Here is a 22734-nt window from a genome sequence, read left to right on the forward strand (position 1 = left end):
GTGGCGTGGCGCGGAGGCAGAGCGGGACCGTCGGGGGGGCCCGGGGCCTCGGAGGGGGGCCCGCCGTGTTGTGCCGCCGGTGGGAACTCAGGACGGTGCTGCGGACAGGTGGAGGTGTGGAGCTGTCACAGCGGGGACGGATACGGAACGGGGACCAATGGGCGTTCGGGGAGCTGTTCGATCAGGCGGCAGACGACCTGTACCGGTACGCGGTGCGGGTCTCGGGGGACTGGGCGGTCGCGGAGGACATCGTCCAACTGACCTTCCTGGAGGCGTGGCGGCTGCGCCACAAGCTGCGCGAGAGCGACGAGCCGGTCCGCCCCTGGCTGTTCGGGGTCGCCGCCAACGTGCTGCGGAACACGACCCGGGCGGCCCGGCGGCACCGCGCCGCGATGGAGCGGCTGCCACCCAGGGACGTGGTGCCTGACTTCGCCGACGAACTCGTCGGGCGGCTGGACGACAGCGTCCAGCTGGCCGCCGCGCGGCGGGCGCTGGAGCGGCTGCGGAAGGCGGAGCGGGAGGTGTTCGGCCTCTGCGTCTGGGCCGGGCTCGACTACGCCAGTGCCGCCGAGGCGCTCGGGGTGCCGGTCGGAACGGTGCGTTCGCGGCTCTCGCGCGCCCGCACCAAGCTCCGGGCGCTGGCCGAGGAGGAATTGAGAAACGGGCGGGAACTCCGCACCGGGGTCGGACAGGTACGGGTTGGCCGCACCGATGCGGCCCGGTCGACACGGGAGACGAACCGATGAACGAGCACGAGCGTGCCGAGCTGGCCCGGCTGCTGCCGGCGCCGGCGCGGCCCGAACTCTCCTCAGACCGCCACCGGCTGTTGAGGGGACATCTGATGAGTGAGATCCGGGACACGAAGCCCGCGCGGGTCCGGCGGGGGAAGCTCGGGTGGGTGGCGATTCCGGCCCTGGCCGGCGGTCTGGCCCTGGCGATGGTCCTGCCGGGGGGCGGTGACGGCGCGGCCTCCAAGGCCCCGCTGGCCCAGCAGCAGAACGGGCAGCAGGTCCAGGGCGGGCAGTCGGCCGAGAGCGGCAGCACCACGCTGAACGTCGCCCCGGTCGCCGCCGTCCAGCTGCTGACCCAGGCCGCCGACACCGCGGCCGGCAAGCCCGACCCGAAGCCCGGCAAGAACCAGTTCGTCTACGTGGACAGCCTGGTGTCCTTCGTGGGCATGAGCGCGGACGGTGAGACGCACGTCGACAAGGCGCACCGCCGTCAGATCTGGCTGTCGGTGGACGGCAGCCAGTGGGGCGTCCTGAAGGAGGAGGGCAAGTTCGGCAAGGGCGAGGCCGCCGCGAAGGAAGGGGACAAGCGCCCCGCGCCGCGCACCGACGGCGGCATGTGGATCGACCCGACCAAGAAGCCGAGCATCGGCGCGCCCACCTACAACTACCTGGCCGGACTGCCGACCGACCCGGACGCGCTGCTGAAGAAGATCTACGCCGAGACCAAGGGCCAGGGCCGCACCCCTGACCAGGAGGCGTTCGCGACCATCGGGGACCTGCTGCGCGAGCAGATCGCCCCGCCGGCCGTCAGCGCCGCCCTCTACCGCGCCGCCGCCAAGATCCCCGGCGTCACCGCGGTCGAGGACTCGGCGGACGCCTCGGGCCGCCACGGTGTCGCCGTGGCGCACGTGGACAGCGGCGTCCGCACCGAGTGGATCTTCGAGCCGAAGACCCACGAATTCCTCGGCGAGCGCGAGGTCGTCGTCGCCGAGAGCGACTTCGGCAAGCCGGGCACGGTGATCGGCCACTCGGCGGTGCTGGGCCGCACCATCACCGACAAGCCGGGCGAGGAGTCCGCGCAGCAGAACGCCTGATCACAGCACGATGAAAGCCGTGGGGCCCGGTGCAAGCGGGCCCCACGGCCGTTTCGGGGCAGTGCTGCCGTCGCGGGGCCGATGAAGTCCGGCTCCGTCGCCCCCTCCTGCCGTTTTCACCCTCGCCGAGGGCAAATGGCCCGTCAAGGGGGCGCCGTGGCAGAGCTGTCCTCCTCGGTGGAGGGCGGCGCGGGCGAGGGCGGCGCCGGTGGCGGTGGAGTCGGCGGTGACCGGGGCTCTCGGGACGGTTTCTGAGCAGGAGCGGCAGGGCCCGGGGCGGCGGACCGGGTCGTGGCAGAGGGGGCACTCGGAGTACGTGGCAGGCGCGGCCCCGGCGCGCGGGGGCGGGAGTTTGCGCCGGAGCCGGTCGCGGAGAAGCGCGACGGGCGAGTGCAGCTGGGTGGGCAGGCCGGGCAGCAGGGCGTGGGCCAGGTCGGTAGCGGTACTGCCGTGTTCGAGCCACTGGCCGACGAGAGGTGCGAGCGCCTGCGCCTCGGCGAGCCCGAGGCGCAGGCGCGGTTCGGGTCGGAGGGCGCGGAACAGCGTGGCCACGGCTGCGCGGGTCTGCTCGTCGACCTCGGGGAGGGTGGGTACTTCTTCCAGGTCCTTTACGGGAGGGGTGACAGCGCGCCCGGACTCCCGTTCACCGGCGACCGGGTGGGGGACACCCGGTCGCTGGGGGAGGTCGTAGACGTGGGCCTCGGAGCGGATCGTCCCGTCCGGGCGCCGGACGCGGACGACCCGGTAGTACCCGGCATCGGTGAGTTCCTTGAGCGCCCGTCGGACGGCGCCGCGCCCCTGCGGGCTGGTGTCCGCCATGTGTCGGCCGTCCTCGCGCCACCCGTCGGGGCGCGAGAGGAGGTCGGCGAGGAGTCCGCGGGCGGTGTAGCTGAGCCGCCGGTCCTGCAACAGGCCGTTGGGAAGCACGGTGAATGAGCGCGCGTGGGCGCTACGATGAATCTGCATCTGGAGTTGTCGCTCCTGGTGCCGGACCCCGGGGTGTTCCACCACCGCCGGGGTCTTCTATGTTCTGTTGATAATGCGGAACGTAGCATATCCGCCACGGAGCGTGCGAAGTGTTCGGGATTGCGAAGGGTGGGGCCGAGGGTCCTTCCTCGGCCCCACCCTTGGGTATCGGGGTCATGTGGCAGCCCCGATCGGGTAGGGCCCGCACTCGCACCAGACGACCTTGCCCGGCCCCTCGGTGCGGGCGGAGTGTCCCCACTTGAGGGCGAGGGCCTCGACGAGGAGCAGGCCGCGCCCGCACCCGTCGGTCGCGGCCGGCTGGCGGGGGAGAGGTGGGTGTTCGCTCGCGTCGTGCACCTCGATGCGGAGGCGGGTGTCGTCGACGTCGAAGAAGACCCGGATCAGCCGCCCGGGCATCCCCGAGTGCAGCACGGCATTGCCGACCAGCTCCGAGGTGAGCAACTCGCCGACCTCCAGGAAGTCCTGGCCGCCCGGCACGGTGTCGAGCAGCTCGCGCAGCATCCGCCGCGCGAGCTGCGGCGATCTGCGGGAGCGGGGGAACCAGGCGTTGCGCGCGGAATTCGGGTCGGTGGGCCTGTCGGTTCCGGGCATGGGGGAGCCACCTCCGGTGGGTTGGGGGGTGTCCGGGCGAACTGGCAGCCCGGTGGAAGGTGATGGGCACAGGAATGCCCGAGCGGTCATCACTCAGCGTGGATGAGTGAGGCACATTGGGTAGCATGCGCCCGGAGTCGGAATTTTCGCAACTGTTCTTTGAAGAACAATTTCCGATCTTGGTAAATGGGTACTCTGGGGCCAGTCCACTTGTGGAGTCGGGGAGTTGATCACTTGTCCCAGTCCCGCCCGTCAGTTCGACGCCGTCGCGTGGCGAGCCTGCTCATCCGTCATCGGGAAGCGGCCGACAGAACGCCCGACGAGGCGGCGAAGCGGATCGACTGCCATCGTTCGAAGATCAGCCGTATGGAGAATGCCTGGCTGCCGATCTCCAGCAGCGAGTTGCGTGATCTGCTGATGTTCTACGGTGTGGACGACCCGGTGTACGTGGAGGAGGTCGTCGCGCTCAACCGGAAGAGTGCGGAGCGAGGTTGGGCGCAGCAGTTCGACATCTCCCCGCCCTCGTATGTCGACTACATCGACTACGAGGAGAGCGCCAGCCACATCCGCTCGTTCCAGCCGATGATGGTGGCGGGCCTGTTGCAGACGGCGGACTATGCGAGAGCGATCTACCAGGCCTCACCTTTCGACATCCCACCGCAGCGGATCGACGAGCTTGTGGCGGTGCGCCTGCAACGGCAGAGGTTTCTGGATCACGCTGAGTCGTCCAGGCTCAGCGTGATCCTGGGGGAGGCCGCACTTCGTGGGCAAGTGGGCGGAGTGGAGGTCATGCGCTCGCAGTTGAACCACCTGAGGCAGGTGAGTGACCGCCCGAACATCGAGTTGCAGGTGCTTCCGTTCAGCGCGGGTGCCCACGCGGGAATCATGGGCTCGTTCGTGCTCTTCAGCTTCCCGACTTCGGCCTTCTCCGATGTTGTGTGCCTGGAGCATCGGGCAGGCATGCTCTATCTGGAGGCGCAGGAGGAGACGTCTGCCTATACGCTCACGTTCGACTCGCTGCGGTCGAGTGCGTTGAGCGTCTCCGAGAGCCTCGACCTACTGGCCCGGGTCGAAGGAGAGTTGTAGCGCGGTATCAAGCGGAGGTGCTGAAGGTGTCTGTTCCCGATCTCAGTCGCGTGAACTGGAGGAAGAGCACGTTCAGTGGGGAGACCGGGGACTGCATCGAGGTGGCTGACGGGGTTCCCGGGGTGCTGCCCGTGCGTGACTCGAAGGATCCGTCGGGCCCCTCTCTTCTGTTCACCTCTGAGGCGTGGGCGGCCTTCGTCGCCGGTGTGCGCGCGGGGGAGTTCGGCATCGGCGGCTGAACATGCCTTTCGGCGGGCCCGCGTCCTCGGACGTGGGCCCGCCGAAGAGGAATGGGGTCCTGGGTAAAGGAGTTCGGATGGCCGCTGAGGACGTCATCGAGCCCGACGAGACGGAGTACCTGCTGAACTCGTCGGTGAACGCTCGGCGTCTGCTTGCGTCGCGGAGGGCCGCTGCTGAGGGCCGGTTCGAGGAGCGTGACCTGGTGGACGTTCCTGGTCGGCCCGTGTCCTAGGACGCGGGCCGACCTCCTTCGACTTCGTCCAGGGTCAGCGCGCCGCGGCCCGCTGCAGGGCGCTGGCGAGGAGGGCGAGGTCGGTGGGGCCGTTGCCCAGCTCGCGGACGGGCCGCCGGGCCGGTGGGGCGCCCAACTGGAGCGGGTCTATGGCGACCACGGTGGGCCGCAGGGTCGCCGTGCGCGGGATGCGGCCGCTGATGCGGGCGGTCTGGAACGCGGTGACGCCGCCGTCCGGCAGCCGCAGGTAGCCGCGGCCCGGAGTCGTATCCGGCAGGGCCGCGGCGTCGCCGAGGTGGATCAGCAGATCGGAGTCGGCCGGGTCGTCGGTCCGCAGCGCGATCCGCAGCAGGGCGGCGTCGTCGACCTCGGTGCCGGTGGTCTCCTCCGGGTGCCCGGTGGTCACCGCGAGGTGGATGCCGAGCGGTCCGCCGCGGCGGGCGACGGCGGCCAGGGCCCGGGCGAGCGGCCGCCCGGCCGGGGACGTCGGCGCGAGGAGGGCGTCGTAGTCGTCGACGACGACGACCAGCCGGGCCGGGCAGGGCCCGGTGGCCGCCGCAGGGCCGACGGCGGCCTCGGCGCTGCGCGGCCGGATAATGCGCGGGGTGCTCGCCGTCGCGGGGGCGCCGACGGTGGCGGGGACCGGGACGGCCTCCCCATCGAGGATGCGGGCCGCGTGCCAGGAGGCGAAGTCCAGGCCGTCGAACAGCCGCTCCCGCATCGCCAGTTCGTCCTCCAGCGCCTCGGCGGCGAGCAGCGCGGCGCGCGGGTCGGCGTCGGCGTTCACCAGGCCGGTGACGTGCGGGAGTTCGGTGCAGCCGGCGAGTCCGTCCTCGGTGGCCCGGCCCTCGACGACGGTGACGGCGAGGCGTTCGGGCCGCTCGGAGACGGCGAGCGAGGCGATCAGGGTGCGCAGCAGCTCGGTCTTGCCGGAGCCGCGCGCGCCGCCGATCAGCAGGTGCGGGCCGCCCGGGTCGGGGGAGGGGAGGGTGAGTTCGGGGTCCGCGAGGTCGAGGACGCACAGTTCGTCGCGGGTGGTGCCGAGCAGGGCGGTGGCGGCGCCGATACCGCCGGCGTGGGCGTCCCAACGGGCGGAGAGCTTGGCCGGGGTGACGGTGTCCAACTGGAGCAGGTCGAGCAGGCGCAGCGCGTCCGGCAACGGCCCCCGGTTGGCCGGGGTGGCCTCGCGCAGCGGGGCGAGGACCCGGGCGAGGCGCTCGGCCCAGGCGTCGGAGACGGCGTCCAGGGAGATCTCGTGCAGGGTCTCGCGACCGCGGGCGACCGGACCGGGGCGGTCGAGCGACAGCTGGGTGCCGACCTCGCCGGTGATCAGCGCGGTGGCGCCGAGGCCGCGGGGCAGCAGCTCGGGCTGCTCGGCGAGGCAGATCGGGAAGATGCCGACCGCCGGGCCCTGGCGCAGCAGCAGGTCGAGGGCCTGCCGGGCGGCCTCGGTGGCGGGGCGGCCGTCGACCACGACCACGGTGGCGGGGTGGCCGCCGAGGCCGACCGGGCCGCTGAGCCGGGTGGTGAGCTCGGTGAGCCGGGCGGTTGCCTGCTCGTCGTCGAGGCCGAGCAGCAGCCGGCAGTCCTGGCCCTCGGCGGGCCGCAGGTGGGGCAGCCACAGGGCCCAGGCCCAGGTGTCGACGCGGTCCTGCGGGGTGCGCGCCGGGTCGGCCTCGACCACCACCAGGCTGAGCCCGGTCGGCGGGTGCAGGGCGGCGAGCTGGGCGACGACGGCGCGGGTCAGCGCGTCCAGCCGCTCGCGCGGGCCGCTGAGGCCGAGGCTGCCGGCGGTCTGCAGGTCGAGGGTGACCGGGACGGCGGGGAGCACGGTGCCGGGCGAGGTGCCGGGGCCGCCGGGCCGGTCGGCGGTGCCGAGCCGCAGGGTGAGCGCGTCGGGGTGGCCGGGGCCGCGCTCCCAGAGCCGGGGGCCGCGGCCGAGCGCGTTGAGCAGGAGGGTGGCGAGGTCGGGCCAGCGCTCGCGCTGGGCGGCGGCCTGCCGGGTGCGGACGGCGGCGTGGTGGCGCTCGGCGCTCTCCTCGGGCGGTTCGGCGGCGGAGCGGCCGAGCCGGAGCGAGAGCAGGCCCCGGCCGCGCCCGGTGGGCGGTTCGGGTGCGCTGGGCGGCTCGGTGGCCGGCGGGGCGGGCCGGGCCGGGGCGGGGGCGGCGAGCTGGAGGTGGCCGTGGCCGTCGGGGAGCGCGGCGCGGGCCGCCGGCCCGGAGCCGTCCCGGGTGTCCGGGAGGGTGACCCGCAGGGTGGTCTCGCCGAGCCGCAGCAGGCCGGTGCCGTCGAGCGGGACGGCTTCCTCCGGCGGTCCCGGCGGGACGATCCGCCCGTCCACGGTGGTGCCGTTGGTGGAGCCGAGGTCGCGGACGGTGACCGTGCCGTCCTCGGCGAGGTGCAGGGCGAGGTGCAGCCGCGAGACGTCGGGGTCGTCGACCGGGACGTCGGCCTCGCCGGAGCGGCCGACCCGGATCTCCCGGCCGTGCAGCCGGTGCACGCCGCCGGCGTCGGGGCCGCCGACGACGCGGAGTTCGGCGGCGGCGGGGGCGTCGTCCGGGTCGTCGGCGGTCGGGTCCGGCTCGTTGAGGGAGAGGACGGCGCCGTCGAGCAGCGGGGGGTGGCCGAGCAGGGTGTGCTCGTCCACCCGGCGCGCCCCGGCGTAGAGGTGCACATGGGTGGCGGCCCGGGGTCCGCGCACGCCCACGGCGCCCGCGAGCGCCCCGGCGAGGGAGCCGAGCGCGGTGCCCACGGGTGCGGTGACCAGCACGTCCACGTAGGGGATGGCGGTGCCGGCGACTGCCGGGCCGCTGCGCGGTCGGAGGACGGTCAGCCGGATCTGCATCTCGCCCGCGATCCCTTCTGCTGGTGTGACGCCGTTGTGCCGCCGCCCGTTGCCGCCGCGGGGCGGCGGGGGTGGCCGCGACACCGGTTGGGCCACAGGAGTGGCGAGTGTCATCCTGCCATCCGTCACGGACAGTCCGCGCACGGTACCGGATTTGACGATCTTGCGATGATCGCCATGTTTGCTGGCGACGGAGAGTCAGGTCAACCGGTGCCCGGGAAGGCAGGCCCGGCGGCCCCGGTGGAACCGCCGGCGGGCCCTGCGGGTCTTCCCGTAGGGGATGTCCCCCAACCCGGGCGAACGCCCTGCCGGTCGCCCCGAAAACGTCAACGAGCCCCGTTAGAGTGGCCGGAAACACGGGCCCGGCAGGCTCACCGCACCGGCGGAGGAGCCGCCCGCGCGGGCGGCACGGCGAGGAGTGCGACAGGTGCGGCCAGTCGGGAGCAAGTATCTGCTGGAGGAGACCCTCGGACGAGGGGCCACCGGCACCGTCTGGCGCGGCCGGGTCCGCGCCGACGTCGAAGTCCCCGGCACCGCGCCCGGGCAGCAGGTGGCGATCAAGATCCTGCGCGAGGAGCTCGCGGCCGACCCCGACGTCGTGATGCGGTTCCTGCGCGAGCGCTCGGTACTGCTGCGGCTCACCCACCCGAACATCGTCAAGGTCCGCGACCTGGTCGTCGAGGGCGAGCTGCTGGCCCTGGTGATGGACCTCGTCGACGGCCCCGACCTGGCCCGCTACCTGCGCCAGAACGGTCCGTTCAGCCCGATCGCGGGCGCCCTGCTGATGGCCCAGGTCGCCGACGCGCTGGCCGCCAGCCACGTCGACGGCATCGTCCACCGCGACCTCAAGCCGGCCAATGTGCTGCTCGCCACCGCCGTCGTCGAGGGCACCGAGCAGATGCACCCGATGCTGACCGACTTCGGCATCGCCCGGCTCGCCGACTCCCCGGGCATCACCCGCAGCCACGAGTTCGTCGGCACCCCCGCCTATGTGGCGCCGGAGTCCGCCGAGGGCCGCCCGCAGACCTCCGCGGTGGACGTCTACGGCGCCGGGATCATGCTGTACGAGCTGGTCACCGGACGCCAGCCGTTCCAGGGCGACAACCCGCTGGCGATCCTCCAGGCGCACCTCGCCCAGGAGCCGCAGCGGCCGTCCACCATGCCCGAGCCGCTCTGGACGGTGATCGAGCGCTGCCTGCGCAAGGACCCGGCGCAGCGGCCCGGCGCGGTCTCGCTCTCCCGCGCGCTGCGGGTGGTCGCGGCGGGGGTCGGCGTGCACGCCTCCCCGGCGGCGGTGGACGCGGCGCTGGCCGTGGGCGCGCTGCTCGTGCCCGATCCGCAGCCGACCGCGGTGCCCGGCAGCGCGGACGCCGCGGGCCAGGGCCCGCTGGGCGGTCCGGGCGTGGCCGGGCTGTCGTTCGGCGCCGAGGACCGCACCCAGGTGCTCCCGGCCGGCCAGGCCGCCCCCGGTCAGCCGGGCCAGGGGTACGACCCGGCGGCGGCCACCCGGGTGATGGGTACCCAGCCGCCCCCGTACGACCCCGCGGCCGCCACCCGGGTGATGCCGCCCGCCGCGGTGCCGCCGCCCCCGCCCGGCCCGCCGCAGGCGGACGCGCCGCACCCGTGGCAGTCCCAGCTGCGGGCCGCCCGGGACCGCAACCAGCAGACCGAGATCGGCTACTTCGAGCCCGAGGACTTCGAGGCCCCGCCGGTCGCCCCGCCGCCGTTCCAGGCCGGGCAGGGGCGCCAGCAGCAGGGTCACCAGCAGCAGGGCCACCAGGGCTACCAGCAGCAGCCCGGCCACCCCCAGCAGCCGGGCCACCGCCCGCCGGAGGGCTACCAGCAGGGCTACCAGCAGCCGGGCCGGCCGCCCCAGGGCGGCGGGCAGCACCAGGCCCCGCCCGGCTACGCCCAGCGCCCGCCGGTCGCCCCGCCGCCGTACCGGACCGGCCCGGGCGGGCAGCCGCCCGGCGGTGGCCGTCCGCAGCCGCCCGCCGACTACGGCCGGCCGTCGCAGCAGGGCCGGCCGTACGGTCAGCATCCGCCGCCGGCCCCCGCGCCGTCGCCGCCGGCCCCGGGCCGGGCGGGCGCGGCTCCTGCCGCTCCGCCGCGCCGGGCCGAGCCGCCCGCGCCGCAGCACCGGGAGCCCCCGCAGCGCCGCACCGAGCCGCCGCGCGAGGCGCCCCGCGAGACGCCGCGCCGCGAGCCGCGCCCGCGCAGCCGCAACCGGATGTACATCCCGGGCCTGGGCTGTCTCAAGGGCTGTCTGATGGTGCTGCTGGTGCTGGCCGTGGCCGCGGTGGCGCTGTGGAACTTCACCCCGCTCCCCGAGTACTGGGCCGACGTCCAGGACTGGTTCACCAGTGCGAAGGACTGGGTGACCGACATCTTCGACTCGAAGAAATGACGGTGGCGCGGTGACGGCGGGGCGGCGCCGGGGCCCGCCACCGGCTCCGGCCGGTGGAATTGACGTTTTGTCGACAGTTCTCGGGAATTCTTGCGGTTTCCCGCCCGTCGAGCGGCCCCGGGCGGCCCGCGGAGGGCGTCCGGGCGCGTAGGTTGGTCGCTGTTGTCCCGCCCCACCGAGCGCACCGGACCCTCCCGGGGCGCTCCCGCCGCCCACGGAGCTGCATTGGCACGCAAGATCGGCAGCCGCTACACCGTCCACCAGGTGATCGGCCGGGGCTCGGCCGGGACGGTCTGGCTCGGCGAGGGCCCGGACGGCCCGGTCGCGGTCAAGCTGCTCCGCGAGGACCTGGCCGCCGACCAGGTGCTGGTCGGGCGCTTCGTCCAGGAACGAGCCGCGCTGACCAGCCTCGACCACCCCCGGGTGGTCGGCGTGCGCGACATGGTGGTGGACGGCAGCGACCTCGCCCTGGTGATGGAACTGGTCCAGGGCACCGACCTCCGCTCCCGGCTGGAGCGCGACGGCGCGGTGCCCCCGCAGGCCGCCGCCTCGATCATCACGGACGTCGCCGACGGTCTGGCCGCCGCCCACGCGGCCGGAATCGTGCACCGCGACGTCAAGCCGGAGAACGTCCTGCTCGACCTGGCCGCCGCCCCGGGGCCCGGCGGCGCCCCGCGCGCCAAGCTGACCGACTTCGGGGTGGCCCGGCTGGTCGACGCCCCCCGCCGGACCCGGGCGACCAGGATCATCGGCACCCCCGACTACCTCGCCCCCGAGATCATCGAGGGTCTGGAGCCGCGCGCCGCCGTCGACATCTACGCCCTCGCCACCGTGCTCTACGAACTGCTGGCCGGCTTCACCCCCTTCGGCGGCGGCCACACCGGGGCGGTGCTGCGCCGGCACGTCACCGAGCAGGTGCCGCCGATCCCCGGACTGCCCGACGGCCTGTGGCGGATCATCGCCGAGTGCCTGGCCAAGGCCCCGGCCTCGCGGCTGCGCGCCGCCGAGCTGGCGACCCGGCTGCGCGAGCAACTGCCCGCCCTGGCCGGACTGCCGGTGCTGGCCGTCCCGCAGCAGGGCCGGGCGCCGGCCGAGGAGCAGCTGACCCCGGGCGAGGCGGTCTACGCCGAGGTGGACGCCGCCCCCGGCACCCACAAGCGCCGCCGCGGTCCGGCCGTCCCGCTGGTGCCGGGCGCCGCCCCGGACTCCACCCGGGACACCCACACCAGCCTGCGCCGCCCCTCCGCGCACGAGCTGGCCTCCTACGCGGCCGAGTCGCGTGCCCAGCGCACGGCGCCGGCCACGGCCCACCGCCGCGACCGCCAGGCGCTGCTGCGCCGCCGCCGGATGCTGGCCGTGCTGCTGGCCACGATCCTGCTGCTGGCCGGGGCCGCGGCGGCCTGGACCGCGTTCGCCGCGACCGTCCCGGACACCGGTCCCGGCCCGCGCCCGGCCACCTCCGCGACGGCTCCGCGGGCTCCCTGACCGGCGCCGTCCGCGCCCCGGGCGGCTGTCCCGACGGCGCGTTCCGGGCCTCGAAGGCCCCCGGGGTCGTCACGTGCACCCCGGGAACCATTACCCTGGGGGCGTGGCAGCCGTCGATCCTTCCGAAGAGCTCAAGAACCTCGATACGACCATGGGGTCGATCGAGGCCGTCCTCGACCTGGACAAGATCCGGGCCGACATCGCGGTCCTGGAGGAGGAGGCAGCCGCCCCCACCCTGTGGGACGACGTCGCGAACGCACAGAAGGTGACCAGCAGGCTCTCCTTCCTCCAGGGCGAACTGCGCCGGGTCGAGGGGCTGCGCAGCCGCATCGGCGACCTGGGCGTGATGTTCGAGCTGGCCGAGTCCGAGGACGACGCGGACACCCGCACCGAGGCCGAGTCCGAGCTCGTCTCGCTCCAGAAGGCCGTCGAGGAGCTGGAGGTCCGCACCCTCCTCTCCGGCGAGTACGACGCCCGCGAGGCCCTGATCAACATCCGCGCCGAGGCCGGTGGCGTGGACGCCGCCGACTTCGCCGAGCAGCTGATGCGCATGTACCTGCGCTGGGCCGAGCGGCACGGGTACCCCACCGAGGTGTACGACACCTCGTACGCGGAGGAGGCCGGCATCAAGTCCGCGACCTTCAGCGTGAAGGTGCCGTACGCCTACGGCACCCTCTCGGTCGAGCAGGGCACCCACCGCCTGGTCCGCATCTCGCCGTTCGACAACCAGGGCCGTCGGCAGACCTCCTTCGCCGGCGTCGAGGTCCTGCCGGTCGTCGAGCAGTCCGACCACGTCGACATCGACGAGGGCGAGCTGCGCATCGACGTCTACCGCGCCTCCGGCCCCGGCGGCCAGGGCGTCAACACCACCGACTCGGCGGTGCGCATCACGCACCTCCCGACCGGCGTGGTGGTCTCCTGCCAGAACGAGCGCTCGCAGATCCAGAACAAGGCGTCCGCGATGAACGTCCTCCAGGCGAAGCTGCTGGAGCGGCGCCGCCAGGAGGAGCGCGCCGCGATGGACGCGCTCAAGGACAGCGGCAGCTCCTGGGGCAACCAGATGCGCTCCTACGTGCTGCACCCGTACCAGATGGTCAAGGACGTCCGTACCGCGTTCGAGGCCGGCAACCCGCAGGCCGTGCTGGACGGCGACATCGACGGCTTCATCGAGGCCGGCATCCGCTGGCGCAAGCAGCGCGAGACCGCCGCGCAGTAGTCGACACGGGAAGGGCCCGACCGGAACTCCGGTCGGGCCCTTCCCGTATGTACGTGTACCGCCGGTGCCTTCCTCAGGCCAGTGCCTGCCGCGCGAGCAGCACCACCGCGAGCAGCCCGGCCAGTACGGCCAGCAGCATCGCGGGGGAGAGCGCGGCGAACGGGCCCTGCTGCTCCTGCAGCCTGGCCCGGGTGGCCCGGCAGGCGGGGCAGCGGCCCTCGCTGACGCGGCCGTTGCAGTTGGCGCACACCAGATGGTCGCAGGTCATGCGATCTCCTCCTCGCTGCTACTGCCAACGCACCGGACCGGGCCTTGGTTCCTACTTGTGCCCTGTGCGGCGGAGCGGTCGGGCCCGACCGCAACCTCCACTCTGCCAGGTTCCGGCGGTTCCGGCCCCCGGGCTGTGAGATGGCTCCCAATATTCGGGGCATAACCGGGCATTCTCTCCCAGTTTTCTGCCGCTGTCACGCCCTGAACCTGCGAGCCGGGCGAGCCTTCGCGTATGGTCCCAAGCCGGGAGCGGCCGTTCCGCTCCCCTCGCCCGCCCCGGGCCGGGCATGCCGGGGGGCGGACCGACCGAGGACTGGCGCCGCCTAGGATGGCCTCCGTGATGCAGCCGTGATCAGATTCGACAACGTCTCCAAGACCTATCCCAAGCAGAATCGTCCCGCCCTGGACAACGTCTCGCTGGAGATCGAGAAGGGCGAGTTCGTCTTCCTGGTCGGCTCGTCCGGCTCGGGGAAGTCCACCTTCCTGCGGCTGTGCCTGCGCGAGGAGCGGCCCAGCACCGGCGAGGTGCACGTTCTGGGCAAGGACCTGGGCAAGCTGTCCAACTGGAAGGTGCCGCACATGCGCCGCCAGCTGGGCACCGTCTTCCAGGACTTCCGGCTGCTGCCGAACAAGACGGTCGCGCAGAACGTCGCGTTCGCGCTGGAGGTCATCGGGAAGCCGAAGAGCGCCATCGGCAAGGTGGTGCCCGAGGTGCTCGACCTGGTCGGCCTCGGCGGCAAGGAGGACCGGATGCCCGGCGAGCTGTCCGGTGGTGAGCAGCAGCGCGTCGCGATCGCCCGGGCGTTCGTGAACCGCCCGATGCTGCTGATCGCGGACGAGCCCACCGGCAACCTCGACCCGCAGAACTCGGTCGGCATCATGAAGCTGCTCGACCGCATCAACCGCACCGGCACCACGGTGCTGATGGCCACCCACGACCAGGCCATCGTCGACCAGATGCGCAAGCGCGTCATCGAGCTCGACAAGGGGCTGCTGGTCCGCGACCAGGCCCGCGGCGTCTACGGGTACCAGCACTGACCGTTCGGCGCTGAACCCGTGGGCCGTCCGCCCGCCTCCTCCGACCAGCAGTACCGACCCTGGAGTTGTTGAACGCATGCGCGCCCAGTTCGTCCTGTCGGAGATCGGTGTGGGTCTCCGCCGCAACCTGACGATGACCATCGCGGTCGTCGTCAGTGTCGCGCTCTCCCTCGCCCTCGCCGGTGCCTCCCTCCTGGTCCGCGACCAGGTCAACTCGATGAAGGGGTACTGGTACGACAAGGTCGAGGTGAGCATCTACTTCTGCACCAAGGCCGACGCCCGGAACTCGCCGCAGTGCGACAAGGGCGCGGCCACGGACCAGCAGGTCGCCGACATCAAGACCCAGCTGGACAAGATGGACTCGGTGGTCCAGACCTCGACCTTCGAGAACTCCACCGAGGCGTACAAGCACTGGAAGGAGATGAACCCGGACAACCCGCTCATCTCCGTCCTCGGCCCGGACGCCATCCCGCAGTCCTGGCGGGTCAAGCTGAAGGACCCGACCAAGTACGACGTCATCCAGAGCGCCTTCGCCGGCAAGCCCGGCGTCAAGTCGGTCGAGGACCAGCGGAAGATCCTGGAGAACCTCTTCGGCCTGCTGAACGGCCTCCAGACGGCGGCCTTCGTGATCATGGTGCTGATGCTCTTCGTCGCCCTGCTGCTGATCGTCAACACCGTCCGGGTGTCGGCGTTCAGCAGGCGGCGCGAGACCGGCATCATGCGCCTGGTCGGCGCCTCCAACTTCTATGTGCAGATGCCGTTCATCGCGGAGGCCGCGTTCTCCGCGCTGCTCGGCGCGGTGATGGCCTCGGGCCTGCTGCTCGGCGGGCACTTCTTCGTCCAGAACTGGCTGGCCGAGCGGGTGCAGTTCATCCACTTCATCGGCCTCTCCTCGGTGCTCGCGGTGATACCGCTGCTGGTCGTGGTGGGTATGGGCATGGCCGGCATCGCGGCCTTCTTCACCCTCCGCAAGTACCTGAAGGTCTGACCGGACAGCGCTCCGGACGACCGGGCGGCCCCGGACGGCACTGCGCCGTCCGGGGCCGTCGGCGTTCCGCCGCGGTCCGTTCCGCCCCTGCCGGTTCCGGGCTGCGCCTAGACTCCGGTGCCATGTCCGTCTCTCTCCGTGCGACCCGTCAGGCGGCCACCCTCAGCCTGGTGTTCGGCGCGGTCCTGCTGGCCGGGGCCGCCACCGGCGCCTGGGGCGAGCCGGGCGCGGCGGCCCGCCCGCCGTCGGCGGACACCGTCCGGGCCGTCGCCGCGCCCCTCGGGGCCGGCCAGGACCCGGCCGGCGCGGACCTCTCCGAGCAGCAGGCCGAGCATCTGATCGGCGCCGCGGGGGACCGCTGGGGCGCGTACTACAGCGCCCAGGAGTACGCCGAGTTCAGCCAGGGCCTGGACGGCCGGTACCTGGGTGTGGGCCTGTCGGTCGGCCGGGGCGAGGACGGCGTCACCACGGTCTCCCAGGTGCTGCCCGCCGGTCCGGCGGCCGCCGCCGGGATCGCGGTCGGCGACCGGCTGCTGCGGATCGGCGAGGACGAGGCCGACCGGCTGCCGGTCACCGAGGTGGTCGCCCGGCTGCGCGGACGCGAGGGCGCCGAGCGGCAGGCGGGTTCGGAGGTGGTGCTGGAGCTCCGGCGGGACGAGGGCGAGGGCGGGGGCGGGGTCCGGGAGGTCCGGTTGCGCCGGGCGCTGCTGGACAGCCAGCAGGTAACCGTCGAGCACCTGGCCGGCGGCGTGGTGCGGATCGCCGTCCGGGCCTTCACCTCCGGCGTGGCCGAGCAGGTGCGCGCCGCCGTGCGCGGCGCGCGCGCCGGGGTGGTGCTCGATCTGCGCGGCAACTCCGGCGGGCTGGTCGAGGAGGCCGTCGGCACCGCCGGGGTCTTCCTGGACGGCGGCCCGGTCGGCTCCTACCAGGACCGCGGCGGCACCCGCGAGCTCACCGCCCCGCCCGGCGGCGACCAGCGCACCCCGCTGGTGGTGCTGGTGGACGGCGGCACCATGAGCGCCGCCGAGCTGCTCACCGGCGCCCTCCAGGACCGGGGCCGGGCGGTGGTGGCCGGCAGCAGGACCTTCGGCAAGGGCACCGTGCAGCAGCCCAGCCGGCTCGCCGACGGCGCCGTGCTGGAACTCACCGTCGGCCGCTACTACACCCCGGCCGGCCGCTCCCCGGAGGGCGCCGGGCTGGCCCCGGACGTCCCGGCGGGCGCCGCGGAGGACGCGGACGCGCTCGCCCTGAGGGTGCTCGCCGGTCTCGGCAGCCGCGCGTAAAGGGGCTGCTGGATGACGGCCCGAGGTGCGAGAATGACGGCGCTATGGCAAAGGAAACCGGACACAAGCTGATCGCGCAGAACAAGAAGGCGCGACACGAGTACACCATCCTCGACACCTACGAGTGCGGCCTCGTGCTCACCGGGACCGAGGTCAAGTCGCTGCGGGAAGGGCGGGCCAACCTGGTCGACGGGTACGCCTACGTCCAGAACCACGAGATGTGGATCGACAACGTCTTCATCCCCGAGTACACCCAGGGGACGTGGACCAACCACGCCGCCCGGCGCAAGCGCAAGCTGCTGCTGCACCGGATGGAGATCCAGAAGATCGAGACGAAGGTCCGCGACGCCGGGCACACCCTCGTCCCGCTCTCGCTGTACTTCAAGGACGGCCGGGTGAAGCTCGAACTGGCCCTCGCGGTCGGCAAGAAGCTCTACGACAAGCGGCAGACCCTGCGTGAGAAGCAGGACACCCGCGAGACGGCGCGCGCCGTGGCGGCCGCCCGGCGGCGTCAGAGTTAATCGGCTGGACCCCCGCTGGTCGCCTCGCGTAGTATGGCGTCAGCACCAAGGACGGTCACCGTCCGAGTTGTTTCTCAAAAAAACATGGGGATGATCGGTTTCGACAGGGGATGTTGAAACAGGGGAAGCGAGCCGAGGAACGCGGCAATGATCTCGTTAACCACGTGTCGCAAAAAAATAATCGCCAACTCTAAGCGCGATTCCCAGCAGTTCGCTCTCGCTGCCTAATTAAGCACCGATAGCGCTTGGGTGTCAGACCGGGGAGTTCCCGACCCGGACCCTGGCATAATCTAGGGAACTCAACCGTCCACCCGGGCTGCGAGGGTGGATGGGAAATCAAACAGCAGCTGGGCCTGTTGGCGGCTTGTCCGTGTGACTGCCAGGGCCGAGAAAATCACAGCGGACTGCGCTCGGAGAAGCCCTGAATTAACTCCACTGGACCCGGGTTCGATTCCCGGCATCTCCACCACCCCATGTTGACAGTGAAGGCCGTCCACCGCGTTGCGGAGGGCGGCCTTCACGTTTCCCCCGGCCTGGGCGTAGGATCGTCCGTCCGCTCGTATCCCGGAGCGGGAATCCGCCGCAACCACCGAGGCCATGCAGAGCAACACGGAAACCACCGCCACCGAACAAGAGACCGTGCGCGCGCGCGAGGTCGCCGGTGAGCAACGCCACCTCGACAACGTCTACCACCGTCTGGAGGAGAAGCTCGCCGAGGCCGAGTACATCCTCGAGGACGCCGCCAAGCGGGTGCACGTCGGTACTCCGGGCGCGCTCGCCGAGCGCGATGCCCAGGTCTACCGGGCCGGCGCGCACCTTCAGCGGCTCAACAACGAGTTCGAGGACTTCCTGTTCGGCCGGGTCGACCTCCAGCAGGCCGACGCTCCGGAGGAGCACGGCATCCCCTCGAACACCCCGCTCGACCCCGGCGACCCGGCCGTCGCCGAGACCCTGCACATCGGCCGGCTCGGCGTCCTGGACGCCGAGTTCGGCCCGCTGGTGATCGACTGGCGGGCGCCCGCCGCCGCGCCGTTCTACCGGTCCACCCCGCTGGAACCCGGCCGGGTCCTGCGGCGCCGGGTGATCCGCTCCAAGGGCCGCAAGGTGATCGGGGTGGAGGACGACCTCCTCCGCCCCGACCTCACCCCCACCCTGGACGGCGAGGAACTGCCGGTGGTCGGCGACGGCGCACTGATGGCCTCGCTCGGCCGCGCCCGCAGCCACTCGATGCGCGACATCGTCTCCTCCATCCAGAAGGAGCAGGACGAGGTCATCCGCGCCGCCGCGGCCGGGGCCACCCTGGTCACCGGCGGCCCCGGCACCGGCAAGACCGCCGTCGCGCTGCACCGCGCCGCCTTCCTGCTCTACCAGGACCGCCGCCGGTACGCCGGGGGCATCCTGGTGGTCTCGCCGACCCCGCTGCTGGTCTCCTACACCGAGGGCGTGCTGCCCTCGCTGGGGGAAGAGGGCCAGGTCGCCATCCGCGCCGTCGGCTCGCTGGTCGACGGCATCGAGGCCGCCACCTACGACACCCCGCGGGCGGCCCGGATCAAGGGCTCGGCCCGGATGGTCCAGCTGCTGCGCAGGGCCGCCCGGGCGACCCTGGAGCTGCGCGCCCCGCAGGAGCTCAAGGTGGTCGCCCGTGGCGAGGTGCTGAGGCTGGACGCGGGCCGGCTCAGGACCGTGCGCGGCAACGTCATCGGCTCCGGCGGCACCCCGCTCAACCTGCTCCGCCCGCGGGCCCGCCGGCTGCTGCTGGACGCGCTCTGGCAGGAGGCCGTCCGCGACCTGCCCAGGCCGGCCGACCACTACGCCCGCGAGCGGCGCCAGGAGGAGAAGGAGGCCTTCGACGAGTACGTCTCGGACGAGGCGCCGTTCCTGGCCTTCCTGGACGCCTGGTGGCCCGCGGTCACCCCGCGCCGGGTGCTCGGCGCCCTGAAGCAGTCCCGGCACACCAACCGGATCGCCCGGGGCGCGGTGACCCCGGAGGAGTCGAAGGTGCTGGCCGCCTCCTGGCGGCACCTGTCCGAGCACGGCGAGGGCGACCTGTCGGCGCACGACGTGGCGCTGGTGGACGAGCTCCAACTGCTGCTCGGCGAGCCGGCCAGGCCGAAGTTCCGCGAGGTCGACGCGGCGGACCTGCTGACCGGCCTGGACGAGGTCACCACCTTCGCCGACCGCAACGCCCGGCAGCGGGAGAGGGTGCAGGCCGAGCGCACCGAGTACGCCCATGTGATCGTGGACGAGTCGCAGGACCTCACCCCGATGCAGTGGCGGATGATCGGCCGCCGGGCCCGGACGGCCACCTGGACCATCGTCGGCGACCCGGCGCAGTCCTCCTGGCCGTTCCCGCAGGAGGCCCAGGCCGCGCTGGACGAGGTGCTGTCCGGCAAGCCGCGCCGCCGCTACACGCTGACCGTGAACTACCGGAACCCGGCCGAGATCGCCGAGGTGGCGGCCAAGGTGCTGGCGCTGGCCGCGCCGGGCACCCCGTCGCCGAGCGCGGTGCGGCACGTGGGCGTCGAGCCGAGGTTCGCGGCCGTCACCGACCCCTCGCCGGAGGTCTTCGGCGCGGCGGCCCGGGCCGAGCTGGAGCTGCTGCTGGGCGAGGTGGACGGCACGGTGGCGCTGGTGGTGCCGATGGACCGGCGGGCCGAGGCGGCCCGCTGGACCGAGGGGCTGGGCGAGCGGGTGGTGACACTGGGCAGCCTGGAGGCCAAGGGCCTGGAGTACGACGCCACGGTGGTGGCCGATCCGACCGGGATCGCCGGCGAGTCGGAGGCGGGCCTGCGGGTGCTGTACGTGGCGCTCACCCGGGCCACCCAGCGGCTGACCGTGCTGTCCGGGCCGGACGACCTGCCCGACGCGGCCGGGACGCCCGCGCTGCTGCGCGGCTGAGCGCGCCGCCGTCCGGCCGACCGGGCGCCTGACGGAGTGTGACGGCCGGCCCGCCCGGACCGGCCGTCACCGGGCCGCCGGACCCTCGTGCCGGACCCTCGCGCCGGACCCCTTGTGCCGAGCACCACGGCGGAGCACGACGAAGGCCCCTCACCCGCCGGGTGAGGGGCCTTCAGAAGCTACGACACCGACCCGCCATGCTCGCCTCGCGGCAAGTGGTCCCTCGAAGGGACGAAGGTTGGGCCCGGGGGCTTGGATCGAGCCGGTGTCCCGTCCAATGTAACGCATCGGGCGCCGGAGGCAAGAAGTTGTCGGGTCCGCACACTCTATGAACGTTATTTCTGACTACGCCCTGGTAGGTGCGACGATCGAGGTCTAGCATGCGCAGGCGAGGGACTTCAACAAGTTGTTGAACTCGCGGACGGACGGACGGAAGAAGGAACGTCGATGGCGACGGTGCCCAGTGTCTCCAACTCGATCACGGTGCGGCTGGAGGTCCCGGCCACGGGCAACGCCGTCAGCGCGATCACCACGGCCGTGGAGTCCTCCGGCGGCTCGGTGACCGGCCTCGACGTCACGGCCTCGGGCCTGGAGGCGCTACGGATCGACGTGACCGTGGCCGCCGCCTCGGTGGTGCACGGCGAGGAGATCGTCGACAAGCTCCGGACCATCGACGGCGTCACGATCGGCAAGGTCTCGGACCGCACCTTCCTGATGCACCTCGGCGGCAAGATCGAGATGTCCTCGAAGCTGCCGATCCGCAACCGTGACGACCTCTCGATGATCTACACCCCGGGTGTCGCCCGGGTCTGCATGGCGATCGCCGAGAACCCCGAGGACGCCCGCCGCCTCACCATCAAGCGCAACAGCGTCGCCGTGGTCACCGACGGCTCCGCGGTGCTGGGCCTGGGCAACATCGGCCCGGCCGCCGCGCTGCCGGTCATGGAGGGCAAGGCGGCCCTGTTCAAGCGCTTCGCCGGGATCGACGCCTGGCCGCTCTGCCTGGACACCCAGGACACCGACGAGATCGTCGCCATCGTCAAGGCGATCGCCCCCGGCTTCGCCGGCATCAACCTGGAGGACATCTCCGCACCGCGCTGCTTCGAGATCGAGGCCCGGCTGCGCGAGGCCCTCGACATCCCGGTCTTCCACGACGACCAGCACGGCACCGCGATCGTGGTGCTGGCGGCGCTGATGAACGCGCTCAAGGTGGTCGGCAAGGAGATCTCCGAGATCCGGGTGGTGATGTCGGGCGCCGGCGCCGCCGGCACCGCGATCCTCAAGCTGCTGATGGCGGCGGGCGTCGAGCACGCCACCGTGGCGGACGTGCGGGGCGTGGTCCACCAGGGCCGTGACGACCTCAACGACAACCTGCGCTGGATCGCCGACCACACCAACCGCTCGGGCCGCACCGGCACCCTCAGGGAGGCCGTGGCGGACGCCGACGTCTTCATCGGCGTCTCGGCCCCGAACCTGCTGGACGGCGAGGACCTGGCCACCATGGCCGCGGACGCGATCGTCTTCGCGCTGGCGAACCCGGACCCGGAGGTCGATCCGGCGGTGGCCCGGCAGACCGCCGCGGTGGTCGCCACCGGCCGCAGCGACTTCCCGAACCAGATCAACAACGTGCTGGTCTTCCCCGGCGTCTTCCGCGGCCTGCTGGACGCGCAGAGCCGCACCGTCAACACCGAGATGATGATCGCCGCCGCCCGGGCGCTGGCCGCCACCGTCGGCGACGAGGAGCGCAACCCGAACTACATCATCCCCAGCGTGTTCCACAAGGACGTGGCCAAGACCGTGGCCGCCGCCGTCCGGGACGCGGCCCTGGCCGCCACCACGGAGGCCCCCGCGCCGTCCCGTCCGACCCCGGGCATCGTCGGCACGCTCGACACCGCGTCCTTCCCCGCCGTGCGGCTCTGACCTCGGAATCCGTCGACGGGCCCCTGCGCCGGGCCCGGCTTCCGGCCTCCGCGGCGGTGCCCGCACCGTGGCGCGGATCGATCAAATGACCGATTAACGGTCGTACCCGCCCATTCCCGCCCCGAACCCTTGCGACACAAGGGCGAGGGGCGTGTTTGGGCTTGTCGGACCTAGGGCGTACGGTAGCCCTGCACGGGGCAGGCGTGTCCGACAAGTACGGAACGTCCCCCTGGTCTTCCGGCGCGTCGTCCCGACCGCCGCCCGCGCCCGGTCCGCCGGAGCCGACGGAGCGTCACACCTCCGGCGGGCGGGCGTTGTTCGGGTCGTGCCGCCGGGGCCCGATTGGCTTTCTCGGGGCTGGTCGGGGCAGGATTCGTATCCGGGCAGGCAGGCGGGCCTTCGAAGGCACGGCGCGCGGCACTGGGTGCGGACCCGGCTCGCGACCACGCATTGCCTGCATGAGCACAGTGTGCGGACCCCGCGGCCCATCCGGGTGCCTCCCGGTGGGAGTACCAACGGGCCCCGGCACACCGCAAGCGAACAGACCACAGGAGTACACATGAACCGCAGTGAGCTGGTGGCCGCGCTGTCCGAGCGCGCCGAGGTGACCCGCAAGGACGCCGACGCCGTTCTGGCCGCCTTCGCCGAGATCGTCGGCGAGGTCGTCGCCAAGGGCGACGAGAAGGTCACCATCCCCGGTTTCCTGACCTTCGAGCGCACCCACCGCGCGGCCCGCACCGCCCGCAACCCGCAGACCGGCGAGCCGATCCAGATCCCCGAGGGCTACAGCGCCAAGGTCAGCGCCGGCTCCAAGCTGAAGGAAGCCGCCAAGGGCGTCTGAACGACCCCTTGAACGCCCGGAAGGCCGGGTCCCCCTCGTGGGGACCCGGCCTTCCGCCGTC

General features: G+C 72.8%; 19 protein-coding genes and 1 other RNA gene. 16 read left to right on the plus strand and 4 right to left on the minus strand.

Going from position 1 to position 22734, the window contains the following annotated elements; translation table 11 throughout:
- Positions 1-116: 116 nt before the first annotated feature.
- Together SM793_RS02125 and SM793_RS02130 are read left to right on the plus strand one after the other, a co-directional pair.
- Positions 117-746, plus strand: coding sequence for an RNA polymerase sigma factor (locus SM793_RS02125; RefSeq protein ID WP_320436248.1), 630 nt, complete (start codon positions 117-119; stop codon positions 744-746).
- On the plus strand, positions 743-1825 hold the full coding sequence (locus tag SM793_RS02130) for a CU044_5270 family protein (RefSeq protein WP_320436249.1): 1083 nt from the start codon (positions 743-745) through the stop codon (positions 1823-1825). The genes SM793_RS02125 and SM793_RS02130 overlap by 4 nt, the downstream gene beginning before the upstream one ends.
- Here the strand turns inward: SM793_RS02130 and SM793_RS02135 are convergent, their stop codons facing one another.
- Positions 1826-2791, minus strand: coding sequence for a hypothetical protein (locus SM793_RS02135; protein WP_320436250.1), 966 nt, complete (start codon positions 2789-2791; stop codon positions 1826-1828).
- 174 nt (positions 2792-2965) lie between these two features.
- Entirely contained in the window at positions 2966-3403 is a 438-nt protein-coding gene (locus tag SM793_RS02140; protein WP_320436251.1) for an ATP-binding protein, read from the minus strand.
- Positions 3404-3673: 270 nt separating this feature from the next.
- On the opposite strand from SM793_RS02140, the gene SM793_RS02145 reads away from it, so the two are divergent.
- From SM793_RS02145 to SM793_RS02155, 3 genes are all read left to right on the plus strand, one after another.
- On the plus strand, positions 3674-4489 hold the full coding sequence (locus SM793_RS02145; RefSeq protein ID WP_320436252.1) for a helix-turn-helix transcriptional regulator: 816 nt from the start codon (positions 3674-3676) through the stop codon (positions 4487-4489).
- 17 nt (positions 4490-4506) lie between these two features.
- Positions 4507-4728 (plus strand): DUF397 domain-containing protein, encoded by a 222-nt coding sequence (locus SM793_RS02150; protein WP_320436253.1) that lies wholly within the window; start codon positions 4507-4509, stop codon positions 4726-4728.
- A 77-nt stretch (positions 4729-4805) separates the two neighbouring features.
- Positions 4806-4961 (plus strand): hypothetical protein, encoded by a 156-nt coding sequence (locus tag SM793_RS02155; RefSeq protein ID WP_320436254.1) that lies wholly within the window; start codon positions 4806-4808, stop codon positions 4959-4961.
- Between the two features lie 34 nt (positions 4962-4995).
- On the opposite strand, the gene SM793_RS02160 is transcribed toward SM793_RS02155, so the two are convergent.
- Complete coding sequence (locus tag SM793_RS02160; protein WP_320436255.1) at positions 4996-7806, minus strand: FtsK/SpoIIIE domain-containing protein; 2811 nt, start codon at positions 7804-7806, stop codon at positions 4996-4998.
- A gap of 427 nt (positions 7807-8233) precedes the next feature.
- Here SM793_RS02160 and SM793_RS02165 point away from each other — a divergent pair, with 427 nt between their 5' ends.
- The 3 genes from SM793_RS02165 to prfB all read left to right on the plus strand — a co-directional run bounded on the left by SM793_RS02165 (position 8234) and on the right by prfB (position 12914).
- On the plus strand, positions 8234-10213 hold the full coding sequence (locus SM793_RS02165; RefSeq protein WP_320436256.1) for a serine/threonine-protein kinase: 1980 nt from the start codon (positions 8234-8236) through the stop codon (positions 10211-10213).
- A gap of 225 nt (positions 10214-10438) precedes the next feature.
- Positions 10439-11698, plus strand: coding sequence for a serine/threonine-protein kinase (locus tag SM793_RS02170; RefSeq protein ID WP_320436257.1), 1260 nt, complete (start codon positions 10439-10441; stop codon positions 11696-11698).
- A gap of 103 nt (positions 11699-11801) precedes the next feature.
- Entirely contained in the window at positions 11802-12914 is a 1113-nt protein-coding gene (gene prfB / locus SM793_RS02175) for a peptide chain release factor 2 (RefSeq protein ID WP_320436258.1), read from the plus strand.
- A gap of 73 nt (positions 12915-12987) precedes the next feature.
- Here prfB and SM793_RS02180 read toward each other — a convergent pair whose 3' ends face one another.
- Positions 12988-13182: a hypothetical protein gene (locus tag SM793_RS02180; RefSeq protein ID WP_045938705.1), complete on the minus strand. Its 195-nt coding sequence runs from the start codon at positions 13180-13182 to the stop codon at positions 12988-12990.
- 350 nt (positions 13183-13532) lie between these two features.
- Between SM793_RS02180 and ftsE the strand changes: the two genes are divergently transcribed.
- The 8 genes from ftsE (at position 13533) to SM793_RS02220 (ending at position 22673) form a co-directional block, all read left to right on the plus strand.
- Complete coding sequence (gene ftsE, locus SM793_RS02185) at positions 13533-14222, plus strand: cell division ATP-binding protein FtsE (protein WP_030394280.1); 690 nt, start codon at positions 13533-13535, stop codon at positions 14220-14222.
- A gap of 76 nt (positions 14223-14298) precedes the next feature.
- Positions 14299-15210 carry a permease-like cell division protein FtsX gene (ftsX, locus tag SM793_RS02190; RefSeq protein ID WP_320436259.1) on the plus strand — a complete coding sequence of 304 codons (912 nt, stop codon included), beginning with the start codon at positions 14299-14301 and terminating at the stop codon, positions 15208-15210.
- A 122-nt stretch (positions 15211-15332) separates the two neighbouring features.
- Positions 15333-16493 carry a S41 family peptidase gene (locus SM793_RS02195; protein ID WP_320436260.1) on the plus strand — a complete coding sequence of 387 codons (1161 nt, stop codon included), beginning with the start codon at positions 15333-15335 and terminating at the stop codon, positions 16491-16493.
- A 44-nt stretch (positions 16494-16537) separates the two neighbouring features.
- Positions 16538-17014, plus strand: coding sequence for an SsrA-binding protein SmpB (gene smpB / locus SM793_RS02200; protein WP_320436262.1), 477 nt, complete (start codon positions 16538-16540; stop codon positions 17012-17014).
- An 86-nt stretch (positions 17015-17100) separates the two neighbouring features.
- Positions 17101-17483: a transfer-messenger RNA gene (gene ssrA / locus SM793_RS02205) on the plus strand.
- Between the two features lie 128 nt (positions 17484-17611).
- Positions 17612-19912 carry a HelD family protein gene (locus SM793_RS02210; protein WP_320436263.1) on the plus strand — a complete coding sequence of 767 codons (2301 nt, stop codon included), beginning with the start codon at positions 17612-17614 and terminating at the stop codon, positions 19910-19912.
- 447 nt (positions 19913-20359) lie between these two features.
- Positions 20360-21832: an NAD-dependent malic enzyme gene (locus SM793_RS02215; RefSeq protein WP_320436264.1), complete on the plus strand. Its 1473-nt coding sequence runs from the start codon at positions 20360-20362 to the stop codon at positions 21830-21832.
- 559 nt (positions 21833-22391) lie between these two features.
- Positions 22392-22673 carry an HU family DNA-binding protein gene (locus SM793_RS02220; RefSeq protein WP_045938702.1) on the plus strand — a complete coding sequence of 94 codons (282 nt, stop codon included), beginning with the start codon at positions 22392-22394 and terminating at the stop codon, positions 22671-22673.
- Positions 22674-22734 lie beyond the last annotated feature (61 nt).

This window comes from Kitasatospora purpeofusca, from assembly GCF_034043715.1.
GTDB lineage: Bacteria > Actinomycetota > Actinomycetes > Streptomycetales > Streptomycetaceae > Kitasatospora > Kitasatospora purpeofusca_A.

Coding starts and splice junctions, on each gene's coding strand:
- SM793_RS02130 (WP_320436249.1), top strand. CDS start 743: ATGAACGAGCACGAGCGTGCCGAGCTGGCCCGGCTGCTGCCGGCGCCG.
- SM793_RS02135 (WP_320436250.1), bottom strand. CDS start 2,791: ATGCAGATTCATCGTAGCGCCCACGCGCGCTCATTCACCGTGCTTCCC.
- SM793_RS02140 (WP_320436251.1), bottom strand. CDS start 3,403: ATGCCCGGAACCGACAGGCCCACCGACCCGAATTCCGCGCGCAACGCC.
- SM793_RS02155 (WP_320436254.1), top strand. CDS start 4,806: ATGGCCGCTGAGGACGTCATCGAGCCCGACGAGACGGAGTACCTGCTG.
- SM793_RS02160 (WP_320436255.1), bottom strand. CDS start 7,806: ATGCAGATCCGGCTGACCGTCCTCCGACCGCGCAGCGGCCCGGCAGTC.
- SM793_RS02180 (WP_045938705.1), bottom strand. CDS start 13,182: ATGACCTGCGACCATCTGGTGTGCGCCAACTGCAACGGCCGCGTCAGC.
- ftsX (WP_320436259.1), top strand. CDS start 14,299: ATGCGCGCCCAGTTCGTCCTGTCGGAGATCGGTGTGGGTCTCCGCCGC.
- SM793_RS02195 (WP_320436260.1), top strand. CDS start 15,333: ATGTCCGTCTCTCTCCGTGCGACCCGTCAGGCGGCCACCCTCAGCCTG.
- smpB (WP_320436262.1), top strand. CDS start 16,538: ATGGCAAAGGAAACCGGACACAAGCTGATCGCGCAGAACAAGAAGGCG.
- SM793_RS02210 (WP_320436263.1), top strand. CDS start 17,612: ATGCAGAGCAACACGGAAACCACCGCCACCGAACAAGAGACCGTGCGC.
- SM793_RS02215 (WP_320436264.1), top strand. CDS start 20,360: ATGGCGACGGTGCCCAGTGTCTCCAACTCGATCACGGTGCGGCTGGAG.
- SM793_RS02220 (WP_045938702.1), top strand. CDS start 22,392: ATGAACCGCAGTGAGCTGGTGGCCGCGCTGTCCGAGCGCGCCGAGGTG.